The sequence below is a fragment of the Flavobacterium sp. 245 genome (assembly GCF_004362055.1).
Classification (GTDB): domain Bacteria; phylum Bacteroidota; class Bacteroidia; order Flavobacteriales; family Flavobacteriaceae; genus Flavobacterium.
On sequence record NZ_SNXB01000013.1, the window covers coordinates 16,948 to 34,797 of the forward strand.

Consider the following 17,850-nt stretch of genomic DNA (forward strand, 5'->3'; position numbering starts at 1 on the left):
TTATGAAAAAACATATAATAATTATAGCCACAATTCTTTCATTAACAGGATGCAAAGAAAAAATTAGTTATCAAGAACAGATAAAAAATTATAATAATCTAATTTCTCAAGCCTCGAATGAATTCAAAAATAGTAGATTTCAAAATGCAGTAAATTTTTCATCCGAAGCTATAAAAATTACAGATACATTAAGTACAGCATTAATGTTAAGAGGAAATTCATATTTAAAATTGAATAAACATAAAAATGCGTACGAAGATTTTGATGAAGTAATTGAATTAGAAGGAGATAAATCTAAAGCGTATTTTGGCCGTGCAATTGCTAATCAGGGTTTGAATGAAATGAGCGATTTTAAAGAAGATATTGATAAATACTTAGAATACTATTCAACAGATGTTGTGGCGCGAAATGTCAGAGGAGATTATAATTTAAAAGAAGCAAATTTTAATCAAGCAATTGAAGATTATACTGTTTGCATAAAAAAATTTCCAAAAAAATCTGAGTACTATTTTAAAAGAGCTAATACTTATGCTTTAAATGGGGATTTAAATTTAAGCGTAAATGATTATGAAAACTACTCAAAATTGGATTCTAAAACGAATAAATCTACTGTTACTTACCAAAAGGCGAAAATTTATTTTGAAATTAAAAATTATAAAAAAGCTTTAGAGAATTTTTCTTCATTAGAGAACAAAATTAAAAACCCTGAAATTTTAACTTTTATTGGGGATTGCAATTTAAATTTAAAAGAGTACAATAAAGCAATAAGATATTACACCAAATATTTACTCCAGAATCCAAACAATATTTCAATAATTGAGAAACGTGCTGAAACATACCGTATCGTAAAGAATCTGGCAAATGCAAACAATGATTACCGTAAAATCGCAATTTTAAGAAATGAAAAAGCAGGCTTTTTTTCTAAATATAGCTGGTTAGTATTATTTGGTTTTTTATACTTTTTTGCAGGAAATCTTTTCACTAGAAAAAAAGAGAAAAGATACAGAAATAGAAAATTATCACATGCTTATCAAAGTTTATTTTTTGGAGGTTTCTTTGGCGGACAATACTTGTTTACAGGAAGGAACTTTATGTATATTATATATAGCGTTCCTGTATTTATATTTATGATAATTAATTCATTTGCTTTCCGCTTTCATTACAATAATTTTGATTTGTGGCTCATCACTATTTTAGAAAACAACTTTGGCTTAAAAGTCTTTTACTTTATATGTTCTCTCATAATTATTGATTTTTTTGCATTGCCATTTGTAGTTTTTAACAAAAATGAAAAATTTCTGAAATTAGTAAATTCTAAGAATGTTGAGCACCGAAGCAACAGTATTAAAAATGTACAAAACGAACTGACAAGAAACACTAACATTGTTAAAGAATTAGTATCATGAGCTGGTTAAAAAACATAGCTACACTAGGAAATTACAACCGTCTCCAACAAGATGAAAGAGACTTAAAAAGTTTAGAAAAGCATTTTAGAGCTATAGAATCAAATTATTATATATTAATCAAAGATCGAGAAAATGCTTTTCATCTGTTGCAGGAAGAAAGAGAAGAAGTCGTTAAGAATATTGCCGTTTTTAAAAATCTTTTATCTAAAATAAAGGAAATATCCAACGATAAAAAGATGCAAGAAAAAAATGATTTTATTTCTAATTACGATTATAATTCATTCACTTCAAGCCCTCAAGAGTTTTCTGTGAATTTTCACGGAAGAATTGATCAAGCAGGTATGGATATATTAACTTCAGTTGATAATTCTTTCATACGATTGGAAAAAAGATATAAAAACAATCAAAAAGTAACAAAAGGAGATCTTTATGCTGAATTAGGAATTGTTGCAATTGAAACTGTAATAGCCAGCGTTTCAGCACTTGTAGATTTAAATGTTGAAGTAAATGAAAATAGGAAGAAAATTACCAAGGCTTCAAAACAAATTAATAACGCAATAAAAAAAATGAAAGACACGGCTCCAGAAGTCAACGCCGAAGGTTTCAGAATTATTGAAATAACAAGAGTTTTAAATAAACATAATCAAATATTTTCAGAAAAATTTGAATCAGTTCTAAGCGAATTGAATTTATATTCTACGAGAAAGTCATTTTACAATTTCATTTTCAACAAAAAAATCGAACCAAGTCAAAAGATGACGCAGAATTTACACCATCTTATGCTATATGCTTCGGCATACAATACATTTAATTCTTCTGCAGATATTAAATAATAATGAATTGTAAATCTTATAGAGTAAAAAATTCTAAATGAAATTGTTTTCAAGATAATTATCAAAACGCTGACCAATTTAAGTCAGCGTTTTTTGTTACTAATTGTAACATAAACTTTTGCTATCGAGCACAAAAAGAACAAATCAAAGTGGTAACTTTGCGTTTTGCTCAAAATTATGTTAGAAAAAGACAATACTATTGAAGTTCTTGGCGCAAGAGTTCATAATCTTAAAAATATCGATATTTCTATTCCGCGTGAAAAACTGGTTGTAATTACTGGTTTATCGGGTTCGGGAAAATCATCTTTGGCATTTGATACGATTTATGCCGAAGGACAGCGTCGTTATGTTGAAACTTTTTCAGCATATGCTAGACAATTTCTTGGCGGTTTAGAACGTCCTGATGTTGATAAAATTGACGGACTTTCGCCAGTTATTGCAATTGAACAAAAAACAACCAGCAAAAGTCCGCGCTCGACCGTTGGAACAATTACTGAAATTTACGATTTCCTTAGACTTTTATACGCCCGTGGTGCTGATGCATACAGCTACAACACTGGCGAAAAAATGGTTTCCTACTCTGATGAGCAAATTAAAGATTTGATTATCCAAGATTATAATGGCAAACGAATCAATATTCTTGCTCCGGTTATTAAAGCCAGAAAAGGACATTATGCCGAATTATTCCAGCAAATTACCAAACAAGGCTTTCTGAAAGTTCGTGTAAACGGTGAAGTTCAAGATTTGGTTTCGGGAATGAAACTAGATCGTTATAAAACACATGATATTGAAATTGTAGTTGACAGAATGCAGATTGAAGATACACCAGACAATCAGAAAAGATTGGCTGAAAGTATCAATACTGCCATGCATCACGGTGAAAATGTTCTGATGATTTTAGATCAAGATTCTAATGAAGTTCGTTATTTCAGTAGAAACTTAATGTGTCCAACAACAGGAATTTCATACCAAAATCCGGAACCGAATTTATTCTCATTCAACTCGCCAAAAGGCGCTTGTCCTCATTGTAACGGACTAGGAACTGTTCATGAAATCAACGTTAAAAAGATAATTCCTAACCCGAAATTATCGATAAAAGCAGGTGGTTTTGTACCGCTTGGTGAATATAAATCTTCATGGATTTTTAAGCAATTAGAAACTATTGGAGAAAAATTCAGCTTTAAGCTTACTGATCCAATTGAGAAAATTCCGGAAGAAGCCATGACGATGATTTTGCATGGCGGAAAAGATAAATTTACAGTAAGCTCGAAAGATCTTGGTGTAACAAGAGACTATAAAATTGATTTTGAGGGAATTTCTAATTTCATCAAAAATCAATATGACGAAAGCGCAACAACAAGTATAAAACGCTGGGCAAAAGATTTCATGGACGAAATTAATTGTCCGGTTTGCGAAGGTTCACGTTTGAAAAAAGAAGCACAGTTTTTTAGAGTGAATGAAAAAAATATCACCGAATTGTGTGATATGGATATTTCTGATTTAACGGCTTGGTTTCAGGATTTGAATAACCATTTGACCGACAAACAGCTTTTGATTGCTTCTGAAGTTGTTAAAGAAATCAAAGATCGTTTGAACTTTTTGATGAATGTAGGTTTGAATTATTTGGCTTTAAGCCGAAGTTCAAAATCACTTTCTGGAGGTGAAGCGCAGCGTATTCGTTTGGCAACACAAATTGGTTCGCAATTGGTTGGGGTTTTATACATTTTGGATGAACCGAGTATTGGTTTGCACCAAAGAGACAATGAAAAACTGATTAAATCTTTGGAACAATTACGAGACATCGGGAACTCCGTTATTGTGGTTGAACACGATAAAGACATGATCGAAACGGCAGATTATGTAATTGATATTGGACCAAAAGCTGGAAAATATGGCGGAGAAATTATCAGTATTGGAACTCCTGCCGAAACTTTAAAATCGAACACAATTACCGCTCAATATTTGAATGGTACAATGAAATTAGAGATTCCGAAAAAGCGCCGTGAAGGAAATGGAAAGTTTTTAAAACTAAGCGGAGCAACAGGAAATAACCTGAAAAATGTTTCTATTGAATTGCCTTTAGGACAATTGATTTGTGTGACTGGAGTTTCAGGAAGTGGAAAATCAACTTTAATAAACGAGACACTCTACCCGATTTTGAATGCTTATTATTTTAATGGCGTGAAAAAACCACAGCCTTATAAAAAAATAGAAGGCTTAGAACATATTGATAAAGTAATTGATATCGACCAAAGTCCAATTGGAAGAACGCCACGTTCGAATCCGGCAACTTATACAGAGGTTTTTACAGAAATCAGAAACCTGTTCACAATGACCTCTGAAAGTATGATTCGTGGTTACAAAGCCGGACGTTTCAGCTTCAACGTAAAAGGCGGACGCTGTGAAACCTGCGAAGGATCTGGTGTTAGAACTATTGAAATGAACTTTTTGCCTGATGTTTATGTAGAATGCGAAACCTGTCAGGGTAAACGTTTTAACAGAGAAACATTGGAAATTCGATACAAAGGAAAGTCAATTTCGGATGTATTGAATATGACGGTTGATGAAGCGGTTCCGTTTTTTGAAAACATTCCTAAGATATACAGAAAAGTAAAAACGATTCAGGATGTTGGTTTAGGATACATTACACTTGGTCAGCAAAGTACAACGCTTTCAGGCGGTGAAGCACAGCGTATAAAATTAGCCGGAGAATTATCTAAAAAAGATACCGGAAATACATTTTATATTCTGGACGAACCTACAACAGGTTTGCATTTTGAAGACATCAGAGTTTTAATGGAAGTTATTAATAAACTGGTTGACAAAGGAAATACGATTCTTGTTATCGAACATAATATGGACGTTATCAAACTTGCCGATTATATAATTGATATTGGCCCCGAAGGTGGAAAAGGTGGCGGGCAATTGATTGCAAAAGGAACTCCTGAAGAAGTAGCGAAAAATAAAAAAAGTTATACAGCTAAGTTTTTGAAAAAAGAACTAGAATAAAAATCTTAATAAGGGATGGATTAAAATCCATCCCTATAATATAGATCGAGCCTACAGCTCTTTTTAAAGCATTATTAAAATTCCATCAGAACAAAATTATCAGACTTTATAAAAATCCTATTTGATAATTAATTGATAATGAAACACCAAACTAAATTTCATTATTATCTAAACATTACTTTTAGATTATAAGCTTCCCTTTTTGTAACAATTCTAATAAAAAGTGTTAATTTAGCATCCGCTCTTTTTTAAAATATTAAATTTTAAAGAAAATTGCTTCGATTAAACCGATTGTTTAATTGAACCCGATTGCCCTAGCCCTGATGGGAGGGAAAATCCTTTTGTGCCGGGGTTCGGCGCAAAAGATTTGGAAGGACAGCAGGAAATAGCTCCTTAACCTTCGACTACGCTCAGGATGACAATAATTAAAACGACACAGCTAGAAATAAAAATATAAATAATTAAAATACCTAAAATGAGATTAGAAGATTTTGATAATGATGAAGATAAAGTAATTCAAGACAGTTTAAAACAGAAAACTTGGAATGAAATTAGAACCAATGACAGCTGGGCGATTTTTAAAATCATGTCGGAGTTTGTGAATGGATATGAAAGCATGGGGCGTATTGGTCCCTGTGTTTCGATTTTTGGATCGGCAAGAACAAAACCAGATGACAAATACTATTTGCTGGCAGAGAAAATTGCTTTTAAAATCAGTAAAGCGGGTTATGGCGTAATTACAGGCGGAGGGCCAGGAATTATGGAAGCCGGAAATAAAGGTGCACATTTAGGTGGCGGAACATCAGTTGGTTTGAATATTGAACTACCTTTTGAACAGCATTTTAATCCTTATATCGACCATGATAAAAACTTGAATTTCGATTATTTCTTTGTGAGAAAAGTAATGTTCGTTAAATATTCGCAAGGTTTTGTGGTTATGCCAGGAGGTTTTGGAACTTTGGACGAAATGTTTGAAGCGATTACTTTGATTCAAACTAAGAAAATTGGAAAATTCCCAATTATATTAGTTGGTGTTGAATTTTGGTCAGGATTGATCGAATGGGTTAAAACGGTTTTGGTTGAAAAAATGAAAACGGTAAGTCCAGAAGATTTAAACTTATTTAAAATTGTTGATACTGAAGATGAAGTTGTTGATGTTCTAGATAAATTCTACAAGAAATACGATTTAAGTCCGAATTTCTAATATTTTTTTCACCATATAAGCAATATAAGTACATGTAATCTTTGCGTGAAAAGTAAGCAAAACTAAAATTTCTAATATTGCTTATATGGTTAAAATATAAAAATTGAAAGCTGTTTTTTTTAAACAGCTTTTTTTATGTTATTTTTACAAAAAACCAAAACAACATTAAGCTCGTAACTTAAGTATATCCCTTAATTTCTAAGCCATCCTTGAAATCATTTTATAAAGTTATATTCTTCATTTTAGTTTTATTAAGTTCAATAAAACAATACGCACAACATCAATCTAAGATGGAAGTGGCGGTGAATCTTGAACTTAAAACACTAAATGTCAAACAGGATATTACCTATTACAATACTTCAAACGATTCGTTGATTTCAATTGTTTTGAATGACTGGAACAATGCTTTTTCAGACAAAAATACGCCTTTGGCAAAACGCTTTTCGGATGAATTTTACAGAGGTTTTCATGTTGCCAAACCCGAAGAAAGAGGCAATACAACAATTTTAAACCTGACCGATTCTGATAATACGGCACTGGAATGGGAAAGAACAGAAAAAAATCCTGATTTTATTGTTGTAAAATTAAATAGAAAACTTCGTCCGGGCGAAAAAATAGATTTGCATCTTACTTATATTTCTAAAATACCTAGTGCAAAATTTACACATTATGGTTTTGATCAAAATGGTGGCATGAACTTAAAAAACTGGTTTTTAAGCCCTGCCCGATTTGAAAATCACCGTTTTGTAAAAAATAATAATTTCAATCTCGATGATATTGCCAATGCCGCTGTCAATTATGAGCTTGAAATAAAACTTCCTGCAAATTATTCAATCAGCACTGATTTGAATTCGGTTTCAAAAGACGACTCAAATCCTGCTTTTAGTACGTACACTTTTTCAGGAAGTGACAGAACCGATTTTAATTTGTTTATTGAAAAACAGAACAGTTTCAGAACTTATTCAAATGGTTCTATCGAAGTAGTTTCTGACTTAAAAACAAAAAAACTGAACGAAATTCAACGCGCGCTGGTCATTGACAGAGTGGCCTCTTTTGCAAATGAATTTATTGGGAAATACCCGCACGCAAAGATTACAGTTTCTCAGGCAGATTATGATCGAAATCCTTTTTACGGACTTAATCAGTTGCCGTCGTTTATTAGTCCGTTTTCAGATGAATTTATGTTCGAAATTACTTTTCTGAAAACATATCTGAGCAATTATTTAAAAACTAGTCTTCGCATGAATCCAAGAAAAGACAACTGGATTTATGATGGAATTCAGATTTATGCCATGATGAAATATATGGAAGAACACCATTTAGATCAAAAAATGCTTGGCAAGCTTTCGGACATGAAACTTTTTAAAAGTTACAACATTACTAACTTGACTTTTAATGAGCAATACAGCTATTATTATATGCTGATGGCTCGAAAAAATTTAGATCAGCCACTTGGTGATCCAAAAAATACATTAATTAAATTCAACGAACAAATCGCAAGCAAATATCGCGCTGGTTTGAGCTTGAGTTATTTAGACGATTATTTAAATCATAATATTGTTCCAGAAAGTGTTCAGGAATTTTATACTTTGAATAAAACACAACAAACGAATCGATATGATTTTGAAAAAATACTAACCCAAAATAGCACAAAAAACATTGATTGGTTTTTTAAAACTATTATTGAATCACGCGACATTATTGATTTTAGATTTACCGATGTTTCAAGAACCAAAGACTCTGTTCAGTTTTCAATCAAAAATGTAACCGGAGTTTATGCGCCAATTCCCGTTTATGGAATTAAAAAAAATGAAGTTGTTTTTAAAGAATGGATTGAACCAAAAAACAATGATTCGATTTATCAATTTACTCGAAAAAATGCCGATAAATTAGTCTTGAATTATGATAATGAAGTTCCAGAATACAATCAGCGCAATAACTGGAAATCTCTAAAAACAATTGCAATTACAAATCGTCCTATTAAATTTAATTTTGCCAAAGACCTAGAAGATCCTTATTACAATCAGATTTTATACATTCCGACTTTAACCTATAATTATTATGATGGTATCACGCCGGGAATTCGTTTTCATAACAAAACCATTTTAGACAAGCCGTTTACCTTTGATATTAATCCGGCTTATTCTATTAAAGCACAAACCATATCTGGTTCTTCGGCATTTTCTTGGAACCAATACTATCGAAACAGCACCCTTTTTAATGTTCGATATTCAATCAGTCAAAATTATTTTCATTATGCGCCAGATGCAACTTACTTAAGATTAAACCCAATGGTGCAGCTTCGCATACGTGAAGAAAACTTTAGAGACAACAGAAAACAGCTTATTATGTTTCGCCAAGTAATTGTAAATCGCGAGGCAAGTGATTATATTACTGATAATTCAAAACCAAATTATTCCATTTTTAACGCGCGTTATTCCAATACAAAAACCGAATTGGTTAATCATTTTAGTTATATGAATGATATTCAGTTTTCAGGAGATTTTGGAAAGCTTTCTGGAGAAGTAGAATACAGACGTTTATTTGAAAACAATCATAAATTAAATTTACGATTATACGCAGGAACATTCCTTTATAATACAACAAATTCAGATTATTTCAGTTTTGGTTTAGACAGACCAACTGATTATTTATTTGATTATAATCTTTTTGGAAGATCTGAATCTACTGGATTTTTCAGTCAGCAGTACGTAATTGCCGAAGGTGGTTTTAAGTCACAGTTAGAACCTTCATATGCCAATCAATGGATGACAACTTTAAATGCGAGTTACGCAATTTGGAATTGGATTGAAGTTTATGGAGATGTTGGATTTTTGAAAAATAAGCATCAAACAGCTTTTTTTGCTTATGACAGCGGTATTCGTTTAAATTTGGTTCCTGATTATTTTGAACTTTATTTTCCGGTGTATTCTAATAACGGTTGGGAAATTTCACAAAGCAAATACAACGAAAAAATACGATTTGTTATCACATTTGCCCCAAAAACATTAGTTAATCTTTTTACTAGAAAATGGTTCTAATCAAATAAATTTTAAACAAAAAGTTACATTATTATCATAAAAATACATTTTTAACTAAAAATCACATAAATAAAATACGTAGTTTTTTGATTTTAAATACAGATAATTAAATTATATTTATTTTAAAGAATTATGATTATTGATTGTTTTTAAGTAATTTCGCAGTCTAAACATGACCATTAAAGATTATGATAAAAGAAAAAAACAATACTACTTTGACATTTGAAGATTTCAAAACTGAGGTATTGAACGACTACAGAATTGCAGTAACTAGCCGTGAATGTAGTCTTTTAGGTCGTAAAGAAGTATTAACAGGAAAAGCCAAATTTGGCATATTTGGAGACGGAAAAGAAGTGCCGCAGCTTGCTATGGCAAAAGCTTTTAAAAACGGTGACTTTCGTTCTGGCTACTATCGCGATCAGACTTTTATGATGGCAATTGGCGAGCTTACTCCAAAACAATTTTTCGCTGGTTTATATGGCCACACCGATTTGGATTTTGATCCAATGTCTGCCGGAAGACAAATGGGCGGACACTTTGTAACGCACAGTTTAAACGAAGACGGGTCGTGGAAAGACTTAACAAAACAAAAAAATTCAAGTTCAGATATATCACCTACAGCCGGACAAATGCCAAGATTATTGGGATTAGCACAGGCATCAAAAATTTACAGAAATGTTGACGGAATTACCATCAAAGATAAATTTACTGTAAACGGAAATGAAGTTGCCTGGGGAACTATAGGAAATGCAAGTACATCTGAAGGTTTGTTTTTTGAAACGATAAATGCCGCTGGAGTTTTACAGGTTCCGATGGTAATGAGCGTTTGGGATGATGAATACGGAATTTCGGTTCACGCCAGACATCAAACTACAAAAGAAAACATTTCTGAAATCCTGAAAGGATATCAGCGTGACGAAGATTCTAAAGGTTATGATATTTTTAGAGTAAAAGGATGGGATTATGCTGAACTGGTTTCAACATATGAAAGAGCCGGACAAATCGCGCGTGAAGAACATATTCCGGTTTTAATTCACGTAAATGAATTAACACAACCACAAGGTCACTCTACTTCTGGTTCACACGAACGTTATAAAAATGGAGAAAGACTAGCTTGGGAAAGAGATTTTGACTGTATTCGCCAAATGCGTTTGTGGATGATTGCAATTAATATTGCATCACCAGAAGAACTTGCAGAAATTGATTTCCAATTGAAAAAAGAAGTTCTTGAAGCTAAAAAAGAGGCTTGGAATTCCTTCATTAATCCTATTATTGAGGAACAAAACAACCTTTTGGCTTTATTGGAACAAATTGCAGAAGCAAGTATCAACCACAAAGACAGAATCAGAAAATATATTTCGGAATTAAGTGCGATTAAAGCACCGCTTAAAAAGGAATTATTGGTTTATGCGAGAAAGATTCTTCGTTTTATCGAAGTTCCAAACAGCAAAGTGATTTTAAGAGCTTGGATTACCCAATTTTTAAATGAAACTCAGGAAAAATTCAGCAGTAATTTACATTCGGATTCAGATAAAAATGTTTTTTCGGTTCAAAAAGTACTTCCTGAATACGGAGATAATACGAAAGCCGACATTGATGGAAGAATGCTTTTGCGTGATAACTTTGATGCTTTATTTGCTAAATATCCAGAAACTTTAATTTTTGGCGAAGATGTTGGAAACATTGGTGACGTAAACCAAGGTTTAGAAGGCATGCAGGAAAAATACGGTGAACTTCGTGTTGCCGATGTTGGAATTCGCGAAGCCACTATTATTGGACAAGGAATTGGAATGGCTTTAAGAGGCTTGCGCCCAATTGCTGAAATTCAGTATTTAGATTACTTATTATATGCAATCCAAATCATGAGTGATGATTTGGCTACTTTACAATATAGAACGGTTGGAAAACAAAAAGCGCCATTAATTATCAGAACACGCGGGCACCGTTTAGAAGGTATCTGGCATTCTGGTTCTCCAATGGGAATGATTATCAATGCGATTCGCGGTATTCACGTTTTAGTTCCGAGAGACATGACACAAGCGGCAGGATTCTACAACACACTTTTAGAGTGTGACGAACCGGCTTTAGTAATTGAATGTTTAAATGGTTACCGTTTAAAAGAAAAAGCGCCATTGAATTTTGGTGAATTTAAAACGCCAATTGGAGTAATTGAAACCATGAAAGAAGGTTCAGATATTACTTTAGTTTCTTACGGATCAACTTTAAGACTGGTTCAACAAGCGGCGAACGAATTATTAGACTTAGGAATCGATTGTGAAGTTATCGATATTCAATCACTTCTTCCGTTTGACATAAATAAAGATATTGTAAAAAGTATTGCAAAAACAAATCGTCTTTTAGTAATTGACGAGGATGTTCCAGGTGGAGCTTCTGCTTATATTTTACAGCAAATTCTAGAAGAACAAGATGCTTACAAATATCTTGACAGCAAACCACAAACGCTTGCTGCAAAAGCCCACAGACCAGCATACGGAACTGACGGCGATTATTTCTCAAAACCTTCTGCCGAAGATATTTTCGAGAAAGTGTATAGCATGATGAATGAAGTTAATCCTTCTAAATTTCCTAGTTTGTACTAAGGATTTTAGAATGTTTTAGATAAAAGAAAAGCTCCAAATCGTAATTGATTTGGAGCTTTTCTTTTATCCTCATTTTTGTCATCCTGAGCGAAGTCGAAGGCACTCCAATTGGAACGCGGGCTTCGACTCCGCTCAGCCTGACAGACGCAAAAAAATCCGTATAAATCCGCGCTTTCGCGAAAGCGAATCCGTTTCATCCGCGTTCAATTTAAGAGACTAGATATCCTTCAGCATCATTCTCGCCTTCTCTAAATCCTCAGCCGTATCAATACCAATTCCAACATGCGTTGTTTCGACCATTTTAATACGTTTTCCGAACTCTAAATAACGAAGTTGCTCTAGCTTCTCAGAAGCTTCTAAAGACTTCATAGGAAGGCTGTAAAAATCTAATAAAGCTTGTTTTCTAAAAGCATAAATTCCGATATGCTGAAAGTAACGAACACCAACATCTTTATCCCTCGGATACGGAATTACAGATCTTGAAAAATACAATGCAAACTGCGATTGATCCACAACCACTTTCACATTATTTGGATTGTTGATTTCATCTTCATCTGTGATTTCACGCATCAGCGAAGCCAAATCAATCTTTTTAGCTTCATCATTTTTAAAAACAGATAAAACCTGCTCTAAAGGTCCTGCTTCTGTAAAAGGTTCATCACCTTGCACATTTACCACGATATCAACATCAAGATTGGCAACAGCTTCTGCAATTCGATCGCTTCCAGATTCGTGTTCTTTGATGCTCATAATTGCTTTTCCGCCATTGGAAACAATTTCATCAAAAATTAAATCAGAATCGGTTACGACAAAAACATCGTCAAATAAATTTGTTGCTACTGAGGCTTCATACGTTCTTAAAATTACTGTTTTGCCTCCCAAATCCTGCATTAGTTTTGCAGGAAAACGTGTTGATGCATATCGTGCCGGAATTACCGCTATTATTTTCATATTATCTTATATTTTTTTTCTGAGAATCTCTGTAGTATAGTTATTACGCAAAGTTGCACAAAGAATTGCAAAGAGTTCCACAAAGTTTTTACATAATTTTTACCGAGGTCATACTTAAAGAACCCGCCAATAATTTATCATTAAACAAACTTAGTTCTTCTGATTTTTCCTTTAAACCTAAAGTATACAATAAAGGCAAATAATGATCCGGTGTTGGAATTGCAATCTGAACAGCCTTGCTCATTTTTTCGAAATCTATCAAAGGCTGAAAATTTCCATCCAATAAATAATTGTTTACCGTTTCTCTGGCTTCAATCGCCCAATCGTAGCCGTAATTGTCTTTATCAAAATTCCTAAAATCAACTAAACGCAAATTGTGAACGATATTCCCGCTTCCAACAATTAAAACGCCTTTATGTCGCAATGATTGAAGTTTCTGAGCCAGTTCAAAATGATATTGACCCGATTTTGTATAATCAATACTTAACTGAATTACCGGAACATCGGCATTTGGATATAAATGCTTAATGACACTCCACGCGCCGTGATCTAGACCCCAGTGTTCGTCTAATTCGACCTGAATTGGATCTAATATTTTTTTTGTTTCCAAAGCCAATTCCGGACTTCCTTTTGCGGGATATTGAACATCAAAAAGTGCCTGCGGAAAACCTCCAAAATCATGAATGGTTCTTGGCATTTCCATCGAAGTAACTTTTGTTCCTTTTGTAAACCAATGTGCCGAAATACATAAAATAGCATTTGGCTGTGGCAAAGTTTTAGCCAACTCACGAAAACGAGCCACAAACTGATTTTCTTCAATTGCATTCATCGGACTGCCATGTCCTAAAAATAGAACCGGCATTTTATCTGTATTCGAAAACGTAGACGAAATCGAATGTAAATCATTTAGTGTTGTCATTGTAAAAATATTTTTTCTTTCGCCACGAATTTCACGAATTAACACAAATTACTTTTTATGAAGTCTTAATTCAGTCAATAGCTGATTATAACTTCTCACATTATTTGAATCTTTATCATAAACTTCAATTACAAAAGTTGAATCAGCATTTAATATTGAAAACTGATCACCCGCGTGGCCTGGGAATCTTTCTTGAACCTTTGATTCAATCATTCTTTTCATATATGCAATTAAAGATTTCTTATTCGGTTCAGTAAGTTTTATTGTTTTTTGAACAACTACAGTTTCTATATTTCTTCCTTTTGAATCGCGATTATCACAATCAATATTTGTTTTTCTATAATTCAAAAATTGGTCTTTGTAATTTCCTTCTTTTGAAAATATCTTTAGATCCTCATGATGACCTCCCCATTCTCCACATTCACTAAAATAAGCAGTAATTTTTAAATTGGCGTCTACACCTGAAGCTCCTAAAGAGAGCGGATCGAAAAAAACTACTGTTTTATTTTTTAAAGCTACTTTTTCACCTTCTTGTTTCTTATCACAACTTATCATCAATAACAACAAAACAATCAATATGGTTCTTTTCATAAAATTCGTGCTAATTCGTGAAATTCGTGGCAAACACAATCATTCCTCAAAACTCTCGTCCTTAAATCCTATCAAATATAATTTATTTTTGGCACGCGTCATAGCCGTGTAAAGCCATCTGATATAATCGCGATCAATTCCATTTGGCAAATAAGGCTGTTCGATAAAAACGGTATCCCACTGTCCTCCTTGTGATTTATGGCAGGTAATCGCGTAAGAGAATTTTACTTGTAATCCGTTAAAATATTCATTCTCTTTTACCTTTTGAAACCTCTTGTATTTTGTTGGTTCATCTTCATAATCTTTCATTACTTCTTCATACAAACGGTTTGATTCTTCGTAAGTTAAAGACGGAGATTCACTTTTTATGGTATCCAAAAGCAAAACCGTTTCAAAAGGTTTTTGATTTGGATAATCGACCATTCTTATTTTTACTTTCGCAAAAGTAAATCCGTACAATTCTTTAATTCCGAACATTTCCAGAACTTCGATAATATCTCCATTGGCAATAAATCCAGCTTCATCAGTTTCTTTAAGCCAGAAATAATTGTTTTTGACAACCATTAAAAAATCACCAACAGAAAGTTCGCTTTCTTTAAATAAAATTCGGGTTCGGATTTGTTCATTGTATTGGTTTGCACGTTTATTTGAACGAACAATAAACGCCGTATCTTCAATACTATAATTGCTGTAAGCAGTGTTTATAGCATCCTGAATATCGTAACCGTCGCTTAAACGAACAATGTCTTTAAACTTTTTTACATTGAATTTAAATTCGGTAATAAAGCTTTCTTTCAATAATTCACGTAACTCTGTCGCATTGAATAAAATTCCTGAACTTTCTTCCTGACGCATTACTTCATCTAATTCGATATGTTCTACTTCTTTATCATAATGAACACCTAAAGTTTGAATATCAAGCGCTGGCGAAATATCTAAATTCACTGGTGGCAACTGCGCAGTATCTCCTAAAAGAATCATTTTACAATTGACTCCAGAATACACATAATTAATCAAATCGTCAAGAAGCGAACCACTGTCCAGAGAGCTGTCTGAAATCATCGAAGCTTCATCGACGATAAAAATGGTGTTTTTATGTTTATTTACCTGTTTTGTAAAAGCCACACCTCCACCTGATGATTTTTTAGGAAAATATATTTTTTTATGAATTGTAAAAGCAGCAGTATTTGAATAATTCGAAATCACTTTTGCCGCACGGCCCGTTGGCGCAAGCAAAACAAACTTTTTATTAATTTCTCCAAGATTATTTACAATAGTCGAAATCACCGTTGTTTTTCCCGTTCCGGCATATCCTTTCAATACAAAAATGGTATCGTTTTGAGGTTCGGTCAAAAAAATAGCAATTTTTTGAAAAAATATATCTTGTTTGTAAGTAGGTGCAAAAGGGAATCTTTTTTGTAAAACGCTGTAAAACAATGTTGAAGTCATAAGGTAAAATTGTCATACAAAGTTCGTCTTTTTTAATCGCAAAATCAATTATAACCATATAAGTCATATAAGAAAATTCAAGTTTAATCTTTAAAATTGAAAACTCATTGAAGTAATGCAAGAAAACTAAAGTTTACTATTGAGTTCTTTGCTTTATGAACTTATATAAGTTATATAGTTATTAAAATTTGAGTTCCTTTATTTGCAAATTTAAATGGTAAAGAAAACTTAACGATACTTTAAAATGTTTTTGAAAACGTTTTTTGAAATTGCAATTATTATTGTTCCTTTTTAATTTGTAAGTTTGTGGTCGCCTTAAATTCTTTCTTGATTAAAAAACAGGTAACGAATTGTAAATCAAATATGTCATTGCAAAATACTAACATTACTTCCAAAAATTACAAAAAGCTTTCTATTCAGGTTTCCCTGACTGGATTTTCATTTTGTTGTTTTGATACTTTAAATAATATTATTACTTCGTACAAAGAAATAAAGTTCGACACTTCAAACAAAAGCACTAAAATTGAAGATCTTTTTACCGAAGCTTTTAAGAATAATCCGCCTTTAAAAGATACTTATGATGAAGTAATGGTTATTCATACTAACAATCTGTCGACTTTTGTTCCAACAGCTTTGTTTGATGAAGAATATCTAGGAAGTTATTTGCAATACAACACAAAAGTTTTTGAAACGGATTTTTTTACTTTTGATGAAATTCCCAATTATCAAATGAATTCTGTTTATATTCCGTATGTGAATATCAATAATTTTTTGATTGATAATGTTGGATCTTTTGACTACAAACATGCAAACAGCATTTTGGTCGAAAAAATCTTAGACAATTCAAGAAACAATGACGATAAGAAAATGGTGGTCAATTTTAATCCTGGCCAGTTTGAGGTTATTGTGGTTCAGAATCAAAAACTGCTTTTTTTCAATTCTTTCGAATATCAAACCCCTGAAGATTTCATATATTACCTACTATTTACTGCCGAACAGTCGAACTTAAATCCAGAGATTTTCCCACTCGAGTTATTGGGCACAATAGACCAGAACGATCCGTTTTATGCCATTGCGTATAAATACATTCGTAATATATCCTTCATGGATGTAAGCACTTTACAGCAAAAAAACAGCTTCTCTTTAACAGAAAATAAAAAACATTATATCTTATTCCAATCATGAGAATCATTTCAGGAAAACACAAAGGCCGCCGAATTTTTCCACCAAAAAATCTTCCTGTACGACCAACAACTGATATGAGCAAAGAAGCATTGTTTAATGTTTTGAACAATCATTTTAGTTTTGACAGCTTAAAGGTTTTAGATTTATTTTCAGGAACCGGAAACATCAGTTATGAATTTGCTTCACGCGGAAGCGCGCCAATTACCTCGGTAGATGGTGATTTTGGATGCGTAAAATTCATCAAGCAAGTTTCATCAGAATATGATTTTGATATTGCGGCGACTAAAAGTGATGTTTTTAAATTTTTAGAAAACTGCAAAACTTCATACGACATTGTTTTTGCCGATCCTCCTTACGGATTAGATCAGGCAACTTTTGAAAAAATAGTAGTGACTGTTTTTGAAAAAGATTTGCTTCACGAAGACGGAATGATGATTATTGAGCATTCTAAATACACTAAACTAGATCATTTAAGTAATTTTTCTTTTCAGAAAAGTTACGGAGGTTCTTTTTTCAGTTTCTTCGAATTAAATTCAACCGATGATGATGAAGAACTTCCTGGAGATTCTCCAATAAAAATTACAGAGGAAGACGAAGGTTAATTATTCTTATTTTTTAGGTTATAAAAAAATCCCATGAAATTCATGGGATTTTTTGTTTTT

The 17,850-nt window shown here is 32.7% G+C and carries 12 protein-coding genes; 8 read left to right on the forward strand and 4 right to left on the reverse strand.

From position 1 onward, the window contains the following. The first annotated feature begins 2 nt into the window (after positions 1 to 2). The 6 genes from EV145_RS19775 (at position 3) to EV145_RS19800 (ending at position 12,093) form a co-directional block, all read left to right on the forward strand. On the forward strand, positions 3 to 1,406 hold the full coding sequence (locus EV145_RS19775) for a tetratricopeptide repeat protein (protein WP_133526919.1): 1,404 nt from the start codon (positions 3 to 5) through the stop codon (positions 1,404 to 1,406). Then, positions 1,403 to 2,239, forward strand: coding sequence for a hypothetical protein (locus tag EV145_RS19780; protein ID WP_133526920.1), 837 nt, complete (start codon positions 1,403 to 1,405; stop codon positions 2,237 to 2,239). Before EV145_RS19775 ends, EV145_RS19780 begins: the two co-directional genes overlap by 4 nt. A 177-nt stretch (positions 2,240 to 2,416) precedes the next feature. After that, positions 2,417 to 5,248, forward strand: coding sequence for an excinuclease ABC subunit UvrA (gene uvrA, locus EV145_RS19785; RefSeq protein ID WP_133526921.1), 2,832 nt, complete (start codon positions 2,417 to 2,419; stop codon positions 5,246 to 5,248). A 475-nt stretch (positions 5,249 to 5,723) separates the two neighbouring features. After that, positions 5,724 to 6,452 (forward strand): TIGR00730 family Rossman fold protein, encoded by a 729-nt coding sequence (locus tag EV145_RS19790; protein ID WP_133526922.1) that lies wholly within the window; start codon positions 5,724 to 5,726, stop codon positions 6,450 to 6,452. Between the two features lie 290 nt (positions 6,453 to 6,742). Beyond that, entirely contained in the window at positions 6,743 to 9,493 is a 2,751-nt protein-coding gene (locus EV145_RS19795; RefSeq protein ID WP_133527035.1) for an aminopeptidase, read from the forward strand. Between the two features lie 188 nt (positions 9,494 to 9,681). After that, complete coding sequence (locus EV145_RS19800; protein WP_133526923.1) at positions 9,682 to 12,093, forward strand: thiamine pyrophosphate-dependent enzyme; 2,412 nt, start codon at positions 9,682 to 9,684, stop codon at positions 12,091 to 12,093. 216 nt (positions 12,094 to 12,309) lie between these two features. Here the strand turns inward: EV145_RS19800 and kdsB are convergent, their stop codons facing one another. From kdsB to EV145_RS19820, 4 genes are all read right to left on the reverse strand, one after another. Further along, a complete protein-coding gene (gene kdsB / locus EV145_RS19805; RefSeq protein WP_133526924.1) occupies positions 12,310 to 13,044 on the reverse strand; it encodes a 3-deoxy-manno-octulosonate cytidylyltransferase in 735 nt (244 codons plus the stop codon). A gap of 88 nt (positions 13,045 to 13,132) precedes the next feature. Continuing rightward, positions 13,133 to 13,963, reverse strand: coding sequence for a 4,5-DOPA dioxygenase extradiol (ygiD, locus tag EV145_RS19810; protein ID WP_133526925.1), 831 nt, complete (start codon positions 13,961 to 13,963; stop codon positions 13,133 to 13,135). Positions 13,964 to 14,011: 48 nt separating this feature from the next. Beyond that, positions 14,012 to 14,554: a hypothetical protein gene (locus tag EV145_RS19815; protein ID WP_133526926.1), complete on the reverse strand. Its 543-nt coding sequence runs from the start codon at positions 14,552 to 14,554 to the stop codon at positions 14,012 to 14,014. Positions 14,555 to 14,593: 39 nt separating this feature from the next. Further along, positions 14,594 to 16,003, reverse strand: coding sequence for an ATP-dependent RecD-like DNA helicase (locus tag EV145_RS19820; protein WP_133526927.1), 1,410 nt, complete (start codon positions 16,001 to 16,003; stop codon positions 14,594 to 14,596). A gap of 363 nt (positions 16,004 to 16,366) precedes the next feature. On the opposite strand from EV145_RS19820, the gene EV145_RS19825 reads away from it, so the two are divergent. Then, positions 16,367 to 17,188, forward strand: coding sequence for a DUF3822 family protein (locus EV145_RS19825; protein ID WP_133526928.1), 822 nt, complete (start codon positions 16,367 to 16,369; stop codon positions 17,186 to 17,188). Beyond that, the gene (locus EV145_RS19830) at positions 17,185 to 17,790 is read left to right on the forward strand and encodes an RsmD family RNA methyltransferase (protein WP_133526929.1); all 606 of its coding nucleotides are present in this window, start codon (positions 17,185 to 17,187) and stop codon (positions 17,788 to 17,790) included. The genes EV145_RS19825 and EV145_RS19830 overlap by 4 nt, the downstream gene beginning before the upstream one ends. The last annotated feature ends 60 nt before the right edge of the window (positions 17,791 to 17,850 follow it).